Here is a 13,154-nt window from a genome sequence, read left to right as displayed (position 1 = left end):
GCATGTCTCTGCTCGAGATCACGAACCTCACCGTTTCCTTCGACACCGCGGCCGGACCGTTCATGGCCGTGCAAGGTATCGACCTGTCGATCGAGCCGCGCGAAGTGCTGGCGATCGTCGGCGAGTCCGGCTCCGGCAAGTCGGTGGCGATGCTGGCGGTGATGGGGCTGTTGCCCAACACGGCAACCGTCAAGGCCGACCGCATGGCCTTCGACGGCGTCGATCTGCTGAAGCTCAGCCCGTCCGAACGCCGCAAGATCGTCGGCAAGGACATCTCGATGATCTTCCAGGAGCCGATCGCCAGCCTCAATCCGTGCTTCACCGTCGGGTTCCAGATCGAGGAGGTGTTGCGCTTCCACATGGGCATGGACCGCGCCCAGCGCCGGGCGCGTGCCATCGAACTGATGAAGCTGGTCGGCATCGCCGACCCTGAAGAGCGGCTGAGTTCCTTCCCGCACCAGATGTCGGGCGGCCAGTGCCAGCGCGTCATGATCGCCATCGCCATTGCCTGCAATCCGAAACTGCTGATCGCCGACGAGCCGACCACGGCGCTCGACGTCACCATCCAGAAGCAGATCCTCGATCTGCTGGTTTCGCTGCAGGCCAAATACGGCATGGGCCTGATCATGATCACCCACAATATGGGCGTGGTGGCCGAGACCGCCGACCGCGTCATCGTCCAGTACAAGGGCCGCAAGATGGAAGAGGCCGACGTGCTGTCGCTGTTTGAATCGCCAAAGAGCAATTACACGCGGGCGCTGTTGTCGGCCTTGCCGGAGAACGCCGTCGGCGACCGGCTGCCGACCGTTTCCGACATGATGTTCGAGCCGGCCCCCTCTGCTGCGGGAGCCGCCTGATGAGCACGACGGTTCTCGAAGGCAAGAACATCGTCCGCGACTACCACATCGGCGGCGGCCTGTTCACCGGGCCGCGTACCGTGCACGCGGTCAAGGGGGTCTCGTTCAAGGTCGACAAGGGCAAGACGCTGGCCATTGTCGGCGAAAGCGGCTGCGGCAAGTCAACGCTTGCCCGCATCATCACGCTGATCGATCCGGCGACATCGGGCGAATTGTTCATCGACGGCAACAAGGTCGACATCGCCAAGGGCGGATTGACCAAGGAGATGCGCCGCAAGGTGCAGATCGTCTTCCAGAACCCCTACGGATCGCTCAATCCGCGACAGAAGATCGGCGACGTGCTGGGCGAGCCGCTTTTGATCAACACCGACAAGCCGGCGTCCGAGCGGCGCGACCTGGCGATGAAGATGCTGAAGAAGGTTGGCCTCGGCCACGAGCACTACAATCGCTATCCGCATATGTTTTCCGGCGGCCAGCGTCAGCGCATCGCCATTGCCCGCGCGCTGATGCTGAACCCGAGCCTGCTGGTGCTCGACGAGCCGGTCTCGGCGCTCGATCTGTCGGTGCAGGCGCAGGTGCTCAACCTGCTTGCCGACCTGCAGGATGAGTTCCAGCTGACCTATGTCTTCATCAGCCACGATCTGTCCGTGGTGCGTTACATCGCCGACGATGTGATGGTGATGTATTTCGGCGAAGCGGTCGAATACGGCTCGCGCGACGAGGTCTTCGCCGATCCCAAGCACAGCTACACCCGGACGCTGTTCGCGGCGACACCGCGCGCCGACGTCGCGTCGATCAAGGCGAGGCTGGCGAAGAAGAAAGCGGCCTGACGTCTCTTCGTCATCCTCGGGTCTGCACTGCGTCGCTACGCTCCCTTGTTCCGCCCATGGATGACGACGCTGGAGAGGCCGCCTCTCACGACAGCTTGGCGATGATGGCGCGCAGCGCCTCGCCGAATTTATGGATCTCCTCGACTGTATTGTAATGCACCAGCGAGGCGCGGATGGCGCCGCTGTCCATCGAGAGATTGAGTCGCTTCATCAGCCGTGGCGCGTACATGTGGCCGTCGCGGATGCCGATCTGCATCTCGGCCATTTCCTCGACGACGCGCTGCGGCGATAGTTTGCCGATGTTGAAGCAGAAGGTCGGCACGCGCTCGGTGATCCGCGCCTCGTCGGCAACGCCGTAGATGGTTGCCCCGCAATCCTTCAGCACGGCCAGCATCTCGCGCGCCAGCACCAGCTCGTAGTCGCGGATGGCGCCCATGCCGGCAACGATGTTTTCGCGTCGGGAGCGGTTGTTGGACGGCGCCAGATTGCGGCCGATCAGTTCCAGATACTGCACCGCCGCATCCATGCCGGAGACGTTCTCGTAGATGAAGGTGCCGGCCTCGACCTTGTAGGGCGGCTCGTCGGGGATGAAGTCCTCGCGGAAGGTCGGCAGCCGCTTCAGCGTTTCGAAGCGGCCCCACAGGAAGCCCATATGCGGCGAGAAATTCTTGTAGCCGGAGCAGACGAGATAGTCGCAGTCCCAGGCCTGCACGTCGATCAGTCCATGCGGCCCGTAATGCACGCAGTCGAGGAACACTTCGGCGCCGGCCGCATGCGCGATCTCAGCCACCGCAGCGACATCGACGATCGAGCCGATCGAGTGCGCTGTCACCGTGCAGGCGACCAGGCGGGTGCGGTCCGAAACCAGCGGACGCAGATCGTCGACATGCAGATTGCCGTCCTCACGCATCCGCCACCATTTGAATTTCGCACCGGCCGACTCCAGCGCCAGCCAAGTCGCGATGTTGGCGTCATGATCCATGTCGGTGACGACGATCTCGTCGCGCTCTTGCAGCATCTGGCCGATGCCGAGGCTGACCAGGCGGATGAACGAGGTGGCATTCATGCCGAAGCAGATTTCCGCCGGGCTGTAGGCGTTGATGAGCAGAGCGACGCTTGTCCGCGCATCGGCGACCGATTGGTCGACGGTGACGCTGCGGCCATAGCGGCCGCCACGCTGCACATTGTGCGAAACCAGATGATTGGTCACCGCGTCGAGCACGCTCTGCGGGATCTGCGCGCCGGCGGCGTTGTCCAAAAAGATGAAATCGCCGGCCCGCTGCAAGGCTGGAAACATGGCGCGGATGGTGTCGACGGGGAACGCGGTGGCATTCGCATTGTCGGTTTGATGCTTATTCACGGGTAGGCTCCTGCGGAGGGCTTGGACGGGGATCAGGTGGCGGAGGTCAGCGCTTCTTTTCGGTCTTGAAGCGCTCTTCAAGCAGGCTGACGAGGCGGACCATCGGCCAGAGGAAGATGAGATAGACGAGGGCGGCGCCGATCAGCGGCGAGGGGTTGGCGTAGAGCGACTGCGCGTTGGTCGCCTCCTTCAAGAGTTCCGGCAGCGCCACGGTGGAGGCGAGCGAGGTGTCCTTGAACATCGAGACGCAGTTGCTGGTCATCGGCGGGATGACGACGCGGATCGCTTGTGGCAGCACCACCTTGCGCAAGGTCAGGAGGAACGGCAGGCCAAGCGCCTGCGACGCCTCGAACTGCCCGCGCGGAATGCTTTCGATGCCGGAGCGGAACACCTCGGCCGAGTAGGCCGACATGATGAAGGCGAAGGCTGTCACCGCCGATGCCCAGGACGACAGGCGTATGCCGAGGAAGGGCAGCGCATAGTAGATCAGGATCAGCACGACCAGCACCGGCAGGGCGCGGAAGATGTCGGTGTAGCCGACCGCGAGCCAGCGCAGCGGCTTCGGCGCATAGAGCCGCACCAGACTGATCCCCAGGCCGATGGGGATGCCGATGCCGATGCTCAAAATGCCGAGCAGCAGCGTGTTCAGGAAGCCGCGCAGCAGCGCCGGCAGGCTGGACATGATGACGTCGGGGTTGAAGAAGGTGTCGATCAGCGACATGGGAGCGTTCCCGAACCCCAGAGCAAAGAATGCTCACGTTAAAATCGATTGGCCCCGCCGAGGGCGAGGAGATCTGCGGCAGAAGCCGGCGGCCAGGCGTGAAAGAATCGTGCCGGCCTGGAAAGCCGGCACGATGTTACCGCAGCTTTCAGCTCAGGCCTTCGGCAGCGGCATTTCCTTCATGGTCGAAGAGTCGGCGGGCGCGTCGCTGCCGAACCACTTCTTGTGGATCGCGGCCAGCGTGCCGTCCTTCTTCATCGCGCTCAGCGCATCGTTCAGCTTGCCGAGCAGCGGGTGGTCCTTGGTCATCATCAGGCCGTATTGCTCACCGGTCTTGATGCGCTCCTTGACCACCAGGTCCTTCATCTTGGTGAAGGAATATTCCATGCCCGGAATGTCGCTGACTGCCGCATCGACGCGGCCGGCGCTGAGGTCGAGCAGCAGGTTCTGCTGCGTGTCGTAGCCCTTCACGTCGCTGAAGCCGTCGGCTTCCTGATGCGCCTTGACCCAGGTTTCGCCGGTCGAGCCTGACAGCACGCCGATGATCTTGCCCTTGAGGTCGGCCTCGGCCTTGATCGGGCTGTCGGCCTTGGTAGCGATGCCCATATCGGAATCATAATAGGGCTGCGTGAACGACTGTGACTTCAGCCGCTCCGCCGTGATGGTGATCGACGAGATGGCGACGTCGATGCGCTTCGAGGTGGTGGCGGCAAACAGCGCCTGGAAGCCGAGATCGGCGATGTCGGTGGTCATGCCGATGCGCTTGGCGGCTTCGTTGACGATGTCGACCTCGAAGCCTTCGAAAGTGCCGCTCTCGTTCTTGAATTCGAAGGGCGGGTTGGTCGGGTAGGCGCCGACATTGAGCACATCCGCGGCATAAGCGGTGGCGGGGCCGGCGGCGATGCCGATGGCGGCGGCGAGAAGAAGCAATTTGCGACGCGTGAAGCTCATTTTTGTTCCCTCTGTTGTTGATCGGGCGGGTTGCTCCCGCACGGTTTTTTGCCGCCCCGCTTCACGCAGGGCGTCAATTCATGGCAGCGACCATGCGGTCACGGTTGGCGATGTTGTGTGTTGCAGACCGCGAATCCGCGCGCACGTCATCGAAGGCAGGGCGCGTGTTGGATGATGACTGGGGCAGTATGAACGACAAGAACTGAGACTCCCACCCGGAGCACCCACGATGGCTGGCCGGCACGATGGACTGGTCTGCTCGATGGACTGGCCGGCAAGCCCGTCCGGCACGGCAATCGCCATCGACTCCGGAATGCTTATCCAAAGTGCGGCGCTTTTCAAGGCGAAAGTTTTAAGCTTAAAAAGCTGCGATGTCCGTTGCGTGGTGGACACGGTGCGGCCCGCTGGAACCGATACCCGCGAGCGATGGTGACGCCAAGCTATTTCAGGCTTGAAATATTTCTGCGCGGGCCTAGCGTGCGATCTTCGCCGGGAGGCAGCGACGTGAACAAACCACACCCTTTGCACGGCCCGAACAGACTGAAGCTTGGCGTCTTTTCGACCAATGCCGATGGCGGGCTTGCCATCACCGATGTGCCGGAGCGCTGGGCGGCGAGCTGGCAGGACAATGTGACCGCAGCCCAGATCGCCGACCGCGCCGGGCTGGAGTTCATGCTGCCGATCGCGCGTTGGCGCGGCTTCGGCGGCCGCAACAAGGTGCGCGAATGGTCGTTCGAGACCTTCACCTGGGCGGCGGCACTCGCCATGGCCACCGAGCAGATCGGCCTGTTCATGACCGTGCATGTGCCGCTGGTGCATCCGCTCTATGCCGCCAAGGCGCTGGCGACGGTCGACCATATTAGCCAGGGCCGCGCGGGCTTGAACATCGTCTGCGGCTGGAACCCGAAGGAATTCGGCATGTTCGGCACGCCTTTGGTCGAGAAGGGCTACGATCAGGCGGCCGAATGGATCGAAATCCTGGAAAAGCTTTATGCGTCGGCCGAGCCGCTCGATTACGAAGGCACTTATTACCGCCTCAAGGAGGCTGTCAGCCGGCCGGCCAGTCTGCAGGTTCCGCGCCCCGTGACCATGAACGCCGCCTTCGGCGGGCCGGGCCGCGATTTCGCTGCCGCCCGGTGCGATTATCTGTTCACGACATTTTCGGAAATGAGCGATGCCGGCAAGCATGTCGCCGACATCAGCGAGCGGGCCGATAAGGCAGGCCGCGATGTCGGCGTCTACACCGTGGCGCATGTCGTCTGCCGCCCGACGATGGAAGAGGCGCAGGCCTACTACACGCGCTACGCCGTCGATATGGCCGACCATGACGCCGTCGATGCCCACATGGCCGGCAAGAAGGAATTCTCGCAATCGCACGACCCGCACGCCTATGACCGCTACCGGCAGCGTTTCGCCGGCGGCGCCGGCACCTACCCGCTGATCGGAACGCCGGAAACGATCGTCGCCGACATGGTCGCCATTGCCGGGCACGGCTATCAGGGCATCGCGCTGTCCTTCGTCAACTACACGCAAGAACTGCCCTATTTCTGCGATCACGTGCTGCCGATCTTGAGGCAGGCGGGGCTTCGCGAATAATTTATTCCTGAGGCAGCCAATAATTTATTCCGGAATAACTGCCGTAGCCTGGATCTCCACCTTGGCCCGGTCCTCTACCAGCGCCACCACCTGCATGGCGGCCATCGCCGGAAAATGCCGGCCGATGACCTCGCGATAGGCCTCGCCGATACCCCTGAGATTGGCAAGGTATTCGGCCTTGTCGGTGAAGTACCAGGTCATCGAGGTGATGTGCTGCGGCCCCGCGCCGGCTTCCGCCAGCACCGCGACGATGTTCTGAAGCGTTTGCCGCACCTGGCCAACAAAATCGTCGGTCTCGAACTGGCATTGCCCGTTCCAGCCGACCTGTCCGCCGACGAAGACGAGCTGCCCGCGCGCCGCGACGCCATTGGCGTAGCCGACAGGTTTTGCCCAGCCTTCCGGCTGCAGAATCGTGTGCATTCAAAACCTCCCGGTATTCCAAAACCCAATTTTCAAAATCGAACGCTCGTCAATTTGCCGCCGTCAGGCCGCGCCCATCACTTGCCGCGCAATCACCACTTTCTGCACGTCGGAGGCACCCTCATAGATGCGCAGCGCGCGGATCTCGCGATACAGGCTTTCGACGATGTGGCCTTTGCGGACGCCGTCGCCGCCGTGCAGTTGCACGGCCTTGTCGATCACCTCTTGCGCCTTGTCGGTGGCAAACAGCTTGGCCATCGCCGCCTCGCGGGTGACGCGGGCAGCGCCCATGTCCTTGGTCCAGGCGGCACGGTAGACCAGCAGCGCCGCCGCATCGACATCGAGCGCCATGTCGGCGATGTGCCCCTGCACCATTTGCAATTCGGCCATCGGCGCGCCGAACAGTTTGCGCTCGGCCACGCGTTTGATGCTTTCATCCAGTGCGCGGCGGGCAAAGCCGAGTGCCGCCGCACCGACGGTCGAGCGGAACACATCGAGCACCGACATGGCGATGCGGAAGCCGTCGCCTGGCCTGCCGATCAGTGCGGTGGCCGGCAGGCGGACCCGCTCGAAAGACAGCCGCGCCAGCGGATGCGGCGCGATCACTTCGAGCCGTTCGGCGATGCCAAGGCCCTTGGCGTCGCCAGGCACGAGGAAGGCCGAGAGCCCCTTGGCGCCCGGCGCCTCGCCGGTGCGGGCAAAGACGACATAGAGGTCGGCGATGCCGCCATTGGAAATCCAGGTTTTTTCGCCTGTAAGAACGAAGCTGTCGCCGTCGCGGGTCGCCGTCATCTCGGTGTTGGCGACGTCCGAGCCAGAGCGCGGCTCCGACAGGGCGAAGGCCGAAATCGCTTTGCCGGCGCGTGTCCTCGAAAGCCATTCCTGCTGCTCCGGCGTGCCGAACAGGCTGAGCGCGCCGGTGCCCAGCCCCTGCATGGCGAAGGCGAAGTCGGCCAACCCGTCATGGCGAGCGAGCGTCTCGCGCGTGATGCACAAAGTGCGCACGTCGAGTGGCCCCGGATTGTCGGTGTCGAGCGCCGTCGGCTTCAGCCAGCCGTCTTGGCCAAGCTTGGTCACCAGCTCGCGGCAGGCCGCGTCGACATCATGATGATCGACTGGGAGGTTGGTCGTGCACCATGCCTCGAGGTGCTCGGCTAGTTCGCGATGGCGGTCTTCGAAGAACGGCCAGGAGAGGAAGGAACGATCAGGCATTGGTGGCCCCGCTATTGAGGCCTTGCGCACTACGGCGCCCCCCTCCCGCCAACGTCTCCACGCAAAGCATCATCCTCAATCCCCCTCGAACACCGGCTTTTCCTTGGCCACGAACGCCTTGTAGGCGCGTTCGAAGTCGCGGGTCTGCATGCAGATCGCTTGCGCCTGCGCTTCCGCCTCGATCGCCTGGTCGAGGCCCATCGACCATTCCTGGTTGAGCTGGGTCTTGGTGATGCCGTGCGCGAAGGTCGGGCCGGAGACGATGCGCGCCGCCATGTCGAGCGCGTCGGCTTCAAGCGCGGCGGCATCGACCAGCCGGTTGTAGAAACCCCAGCGTTCGCCTTCATCAGCCGTCATGGTGCGGCCGGTGTAGAGCAGTTCGGCGGCGCGGCCCTGGCCGATGATGCGCGGCAGGATCGCGCAGGCGCCCATGTCGCAGCCGGCGAGGCCGACGCGGGTGAACAGGAACGCGGTCTTGGCTTCCGGCGTGGCGATGCGGATGTCGGAGCTCATCGCAATGATGGCGCCGGCGCCGACCGCGACGCCGTCGACCGCCGCAATGATCGGCTTGCCGCAATTCAGCATCGCCTTGACGAAATCGCCGGTCATGCGGGTGAAGACCAGGAGCTCCTTCATGTCCATTTTGACCAGCGGGCCGATAATGTCGTGGACATCGCCGCCGGAGCAGAAATTGCCGCCATTGGAAAGGAACACCACGGCGTCGACATCGTCGGCATAGACGAGGTCGCGGAACGTGTCGCGGAGTTCCGCATAGCTGTCGAAGGTCAGCGGGTTCTTGCGCTCCGGCCGATCGAGCCGGACCTTGGCGATCCTGCCCTCGACCTCCCAGAGGAAATGCTTCGGCTTGCGCCCGGCCATTGCGGTCATTCGCGTCCCTCCCAGTTGCTGCGGAACGAGGTCAGCATGCCGGTCAGCCGGCGCGCGTCGTCCTCACTGACCTTGCCCAGCAATTCGCCGATCCAGCCTTCATGCGCCGCGGCGATCGCGGCAAAGGCCTGCGTGCCTTCCTCGGTCAGCCGCACCATCGAGGTGCGGCGGTCGCCATTGCGCCGCGCGCGGGCGACAAGTCCTTCCGAAACCAGCCGGTCGACGATGCCCGTGACATTGCCGTTAGAGACCAGCAGGAAACGCGACAGGTCGCTCATCAGCATGCCTTCCGGCGCGCGATAAAGCGCTGCCATCACGTCGAAGCGCGGCAGCGTGGTGTTGAAGTCCTTCTTCAGCCGCTCGCGCAGCTCGGCCTCGATCGTGCGCGAGGCGCGCAGCAGCCTGATCCACAGACGCAAGCGGTCCTTGCCGGGTCCCGACGGCGCGGGCAGGGGGCCGGCTACCATGTTTCGCCTCCTGAGATGGAAATCGCCTGTCCGGTGATCGATTGGGCGGCGTCGCCGCACAGCCACAGCACGGCGGCGGCGACCTCATCCGGCTGGATGAAGCGGCCTTGCGGGTTGGTCGAGGCGAGGCTTGACCGCGCTTGCTCGACCGAGCGGCCGGTCTTCTCGATGATGCGCCGGATGGACTCTTCCAGCATTTCGGTTTCCACAAAGCCTGGGCACACCGCGTTGACGGTGACGCCGGATTTCACTGTTTCGGCGGCAAGCGCCCGCATCAGGCCGATGACGCCATGCTTGGCGGCGACGTAAGACGCGACGTAGGCGTAGCCTTTCAGGCCGGCGGTCGAGGCGATGAAAACAATTCGTCCCGTTTTCCGCGCGGCCATGCCGGCCAGCGCGGGCTTCACCGTCAGGAAGGCGCCGGTCAGATTGACGTCGAGCGTCCGCTGCCAGTCGCTGAGCGCGGTTTTGTGCGCTGGCGCGCTGCCGGCCATGCCGGCATTGGCGACGACGATGTCGAACGGGCCGCGCGCGGCTTGCGCCCTCTCGTAGAGCGCTGCCATTGCCGCCTCGTCGGTGACATCGGCGGCGATGCCAGAGATGCGGTCGTTTCCGCCGGCCACCTTGGCGAGCTCTGCTTCCCGGCGGCCGCAGATGGTGACGCCGATGCCGGCAGCAGCCAGCGCCAGCGCGATGGCCCGCCCGACGCCGGAGCCGCCGCCAGTGACCAGCGCATGCTTGCCGGGTATCGTCGCGGCGGCCGTCATACTTTCAGCCCCGCTGCGGCGTCGCGCTCGGCCAGACGGTAGAGCTGGTCGCGTCCGGGCAGATAGGGATCAGGCCATTTGACACCGCGGTCGCCGAGCATGACGGCGGCATGCAGTGTCCAGTAGGGATCGGCAAGATGCGGCCGCGCCAGCGCCACCAGGTCGGCGCGGCCGGCCATCAGGATCGAATTGACATGGTCCGGCTCGTAGATGTTGCCGACCGCCATCGTCGCCATGCCGACCTCGTTGCGGATGCGGTCGGAAAACGGCGTCTGGAACATGCGGCCATAGACAGGCTTGGCCAGTGCCGAGGTCTGGCCTGCCGAGACATCGCAGATGTCGACGCCGGCCTCATGCAGCAGCCGCGCGATCTCGACCGCGTCGGCCGGCGTCACGCCCTCGATGCCGACCCAGTCATTGGCCGAAATGCGCATCGAGATCGGCTTCTCCGCCGGCCAGGCGGCGCGCACCGCGCGGAAGATTTCGAGGGGATAGCGCATGCGATTGTCCAGCGAACCGCCATATTCATCCGTGCGCCGGTTGGTGACCGGCGTGATGAAGGACGACAAGAGATAGCCATGCGCGGCGTGGATTTCGAGCATGTCGAAGCCGCAGCGATCGGCCATCTCGGCCGAAGCGACGAATTCGTCGCGCACGCGGTCCATGTCGGCGCGGTCCATCGCCTTCGGCACCTGATTCTGCGGCGACCACGCGACCGCCGAGGCCGCCATCACAGGCCAATTGCCTGAGACCAACGGCACGTCAGTGCCCTCCCAGCCAAGCCGGGTCGAGCCCTTGGCGCCGGAATGGCCGATCTGGGCGCAGATCTTGGCTTCGGTTTCGGTATGTACAAAGTCGACCAGCCGCTTCCACGCCACCTCATGCTTGGGCGCGTAGAAGCCGGGACAGCCGGGCGTGATGCGCCCTTCCGGGCTGACGCAGGTCATCTCGATATAGATGAGGCCGGCGCCGCCCTTGGCGCGCTCGGCGTAGTGTGTGAAATGCCAGTCGGTCGGACAGCCGTCGACAGCCTTGTACTGCGCCATCGGCGAAACGACGACGCGGTTCTGCAGCCTCATGTCGCGCAGCTTGAACGGCGCGAACATCGGCGCGCGGCGCAGGCTGTTGCCGCCGGCGCCCGCCTGGCGCTGGAACCATTCTTCCGCGCTTTCAAGCCATTCGGCATCGCGCAGTCGCAGATTCTCGTGGCTGATACGCTGCGAGCGGGTCAAAAGCGAATAGTTGAACTGCACCGGATCGAGGCCGAGATAGCGCTCGACCTCCTCGAACCATTCCAGCGAATTGCGCGCCGCCGATTGCAGCTTGAGCACCTCGGTGCGGCGGGCATCCTCATATCTGCGGAAGGCGGCATCCAGGTCCGGCTCGGTTTCGACATATTCGGCCAGCGCCACAGCACTTTCCAGTGCCAGCTTGGTGCCGGAGCCGATCGAGAAATGCGCCGACGCCGCCGCATCGCCCATCAGCGCCAGGTTTTTGTACGACCAGCGCTCGCACAGCACGCGCGGGAAATTGATCCAGGCCGAACCGCGGATATGGTTGGCATTCGTCATCAAGGCGTGGCCGCCGAGATGTTTTTCGAAGATCCGCTCACAAACGGCGATCGATTCCTGCTGCGACATCGCACCGAAGCCGAAGGCAGCCCAGGTCTGCTCGCTGCACTCGACGATGAAGGTCGCGGTGTCGCTGTCGAACTGGTAGGCGTGGGCCCACACCCAGCCATGCTCGGTTTTCTCGAAGATGAAGGTGAAGGCGTCGTCGAATTTCTGGTTGGTGCCGAGCCAGACGAACTTGCATTTGCGGGTGTCGATGTCGGGCTTGAAGATGTCGACGAAGCTGTTGCGCGCCCTGGAGTTCAGGCCGTCGGCAGCGACGACCAGATCATGCGTCGCCATGTAGGGCTTGGGATCGGCAATGTCGGTCTCGAACATCAGCTTGACGCCGAGTTCACGCGCCCGGCGCTGCAGCAGGACCAGCAGCCGCTTGCGGCCGATGCCGCAGAAGCCGTGTCCTGACGAGACCGTGCGCACGCCGTCATGGATGACTGCGATGTCGTCCCAGTAGGCAAAGTGCTTCTTGATCCAGACGGCGCTGACCGGATCGTTTTTCGACAGATTGTCGAGCGTTTCGGCCGACAGCACGACGCCCCAGCCGAACGTGTCGTCGGCGCGGTTGCGCTCGAACACCGTCACATCGTGGGCGGCGTCCCTCAGTTTCATCGAAATGGCAAAGTAGAGGCCGGCTGGTCCGCCGCCGAGAACCGCAACCTTCATCTGTGCGATCTCCTCTTCGCTTGCTGGAGTTCAGTATCGCGCCGGCGACAAGATATTTCAAGCTTAAAGTTTTATATCAGAATGATCGTCCTGACATGGCGAAAGCGCGCCTGCGTGTGATCACGCAAGCGCGCTGCCGATCACTTTTCCGGGTTCTTCGGGCTCCACAGCACCGTCTCGGCGCCCTTCTCATAGGCCATGCCATCGGGATAGCTGATCGCTTCCAGTTGCAGCCCCCACGGCGCCTGGAAATAGAGGATGGTCTGGCCGGCGGCCGGCCCTTCCTTGACCGGCAGCGGCCCCATCCGCGTCTTGACGCCCTTGCCTTCGAGATAGGCTTTGGCAGCGGCGACATCGTCGACATAGAAGGCGATGTGGAAGCCTCCAATGTCGCTGTTCTTCGGAGTCAGGTCCTTCTGGTCCGGTGCTGTGTATTTGAACAGCTCGATGTTCGAGCCGTAGCCACAACGCACCATGGTGACCTCTTCGATCACCGCCTTCGGATCGACGCCCAGAAGATCCTGCATGAAGGTGCCCTTGTCGTCGGCGAACGGGCCGAACGACATCGCCTTCTTGCAGCCGACCACTTCTGTGAAGAAGTTGACCGCCTGCTTCATGTCGGGAACCGTGATGCCGGTGTGGTCGTGGCCGCGCATGCCCGGGATCGAATCCGCCGAGGCCATGCCGGCGCTGCCGAGCATAGCGGCGGCGAGCGTTGCAATTGCGATTGTGCTCTTCATGTCAGTCCTCTCCATTTGGCGGGACTTGGTCTTTGTGGTCGCACGTCCGAGGCC

Annotated in this window: 14 protein-coding genes; 4 read left to right on the top strand and 10 right to left on the bottom strand. The window is 63.8% G+C overall.

From position 1 onward, the window contains the following. Nucleotides 1-2: 2 nt before the first annotated feature. Complete coding sequence (locus RPF88_RS19125; protein ID WP_337123891.1) at nucleotides 3-857, top strand: ABC transporter ATP-binding protein; 855 nt, start codon at nucleotides 3-5, stop codon at nucleotides 855-857. Next, nucleotides 857-1,687 carry a dipeptide ABC transporter ATP-binding protein gene (locus tag RPF88_RS19120; protein WP_013527989.1) on the top strand — a complete coding sequence of 277 codons (831 nt, stop codon included), beginning with the start codon at nucleotides 857-859 and terminating at the stop codon, nucleotides 1,685-1,687. The genes RPF88_RS19125 and RPF88_RS19120 overlap by 1 nt, the downstream gene beginning before the upstream one ends. An 85-nt stretch (nucleotides 1,688-1,772) precedes the next feature. Here the strand turns inward: RPF88_RS19120 and RPF88_RS19115 are convergent, their stop codons facing one another. From RPF88_RS19115 to RPF88_RS19105, 3 genes are all read right to left on the bottom strand, one after another. Next, nucleotides 1,773-3,047 (bottom strand): cysteine desulfurase-like protein, encoded by a 1,275-nt coding sequence (locus tag RPF88_RS19115; RefSeq protein WP_337122934.1) that lies wholly within the window; start codon nucleotides 3,045-3,047, stop codon nucleotides 1,773-1,775. 46 nt (nucleotides 3,048-3,093) lie between these two features. Further along, the gene (locus RPF88_RS19110) at nucleotides 3,094-3,768 is read right to left on the bottom strand and encodes an amino acid ABC transporter permease (RefSeq protein ID WP_013527987.1); all 675 of its coding nucleotides are present in this window, start codon (nucleotides 3,766-3,768) and stop codon (nucleotides 3,094-3,096) included. 153 nt (nucleotides 3,769-3,921) lie between these two features. After that, nucleotides 3,922-4,719: an ABC transporter substrate-binding protein gene (locus RPF88_RS19105; RefSeq protein ID WP_024503391.1), complete on the bottom strand. Its 798-nt coding sequence runs from the start codon at nucleotides 4,717-4,719 to the stop codon at nucleotides 3,922-3,924. 229 nt (nucleotides 4,720-4,948) lie between these two features. Here RPF88_RS19105 and RPF88_RS19100 point away from each other — a divergent pair, with 229 nt between their 5' ends. Further along, a complete protein-coding gene (locus RPF88_RS19100; protein ID WP_337122932.1) occupies nucleotides 4,949-5,152 on the top strand; it encodes a hypothetical protein in 204 nt (67 codons plus the stop codon). Between the two features lie 71 nt (nucleotides 5,153-5,223). Continuing rightward, entirely contained in the window at nucleotides 5,224-6,315 is a 1,092-nt protein-coding gene (locus RPF88_RS19095; protein WP_337122930.1) for an LLM class flavin-dependent oxidoreductase, read from the top strand. A 24-nt stretch (nucleotides 6,316-6,339) separates the two neighbouring features. Here the strand turns inward: RPF88_RS19095 and RPF88_RS19090 are convergent, their stop codons facing one another. The 7 genes from RPF88_RS19090 to RPF88_RS19060 form a co-directional block, all read right to left on the bottom strand. Further along, the gene (locus RPF88_RS19090; RefSeq protein ID WP_024503394.1) at nucleotides 6,340-6,735 is read right to left on the bottom strand and encodes a RidA family protein; all 396 of its coding nucleotides are present in this window, start codon (nucleotides 6,733-6,735) and stop codon (nucleotides 6,340-6,342) included. 63 nt (nucleotides 6,736-6,798) lie between these two features. Continuing rightward, the gene (locus RPF88_RS19085; RefSeq protein ID WP_024503395.1) at nucleotides 6,799-7,947 is read right to left on the bottom strand and encodes an acyl-CoA dehydrogenase family protein; all 1,149 of its coding nucleotides are present in this window, start codon (nucleotides 7,945-7,947) and stop codon (nucleotides 6,799-6,801) included. A gap of 75 nt (nucleotides 7,948-8,022) precedes the next feature. Beyond that, nucleotides 8,023-8,835: an enoyl-CoA hydratase family protein gene (locus RPF88_RS19080; protein ID WP_024503396.1), complete on the bottom strand. Its 813-nt coding sequence runs from the start codon at nucleotides 8,833-8,835 to the stop codon at nucleotides 8,023-8,025. Next, nucleotides 8,832-9,302: a MarR family winged helix-turn-helix transcriptional regulator gene (locus RPF88_RS19075; RefSeq protein ID WP_013527979.1), complete on the bottom strand. Its 471-nt coding sequence runs from the start codon at nucleotides 9,300-9,302 to the stop codon at nucleotides 8,832-8,834. The genes RPF88_RS19080 and RPF88_RS19075 overlap by 4 nt, the downstream gene beginning before the upstream one ends. After that, entirely contained in the window at nucleotides 9,296-10,069 is a 774-nt protein-coding gene (locus tag RPF88_RS19070) for an SDR family NAD(P)-dependent oxidoreductase (protein ID WP_337122928.1), read from the bottom strand. Before RPF88_RS19070 ends, RPF88_RS19075 begins: the two co-directional genes overlap by 7 nt. Continuing rightward, a complete protein-coding gene (locus RPF88_RS19065; RefSeq protein WP_337122927.1) occupies nucleotides 10,066-12,360 on the bottom strand; it encodes a bifunctional salicylyl-CoA 5-hydroxylase/oxidoreductase in 2,295 nt (764 codons plus the stop codon). The genes RPF88_RS19070 and RPF88_RS19065 overlap by 4 nt, the downstream gene beginning before the upstream one ends. Before the next feature lie 140 nt (nucleotides 12,361-12,500). Further along, on the bottom strand, nucleotides 12,501-13,100 hold the full coding sequence (locus RPF88_RS19060; RefSeq protein WP_337122926.1) for a VOC family protein: 600 nt from the start codon (nucleotides 13,098-13,100) through the stop codon (nucleotides 12,501-12,503). Nucleotides 13,101-13,154 lie beyond the last annotated feature (54 nt).

This window comes from Mesorhizobium sp. ISC11 (genome assembly GCF_037162595.1).
GTDB lineage: Bacteria > Pseudomonadota > Alphaproteobacteria > Rhizobiales > Rhizobiaceae > Mesorhizobium > Mesorhizobium ciceri.
The sequence above is the reverse complement of the archived record's forward strand: the minus strand, read 5'-3'. Positions and strand labels throughout refer to the sequence as shown.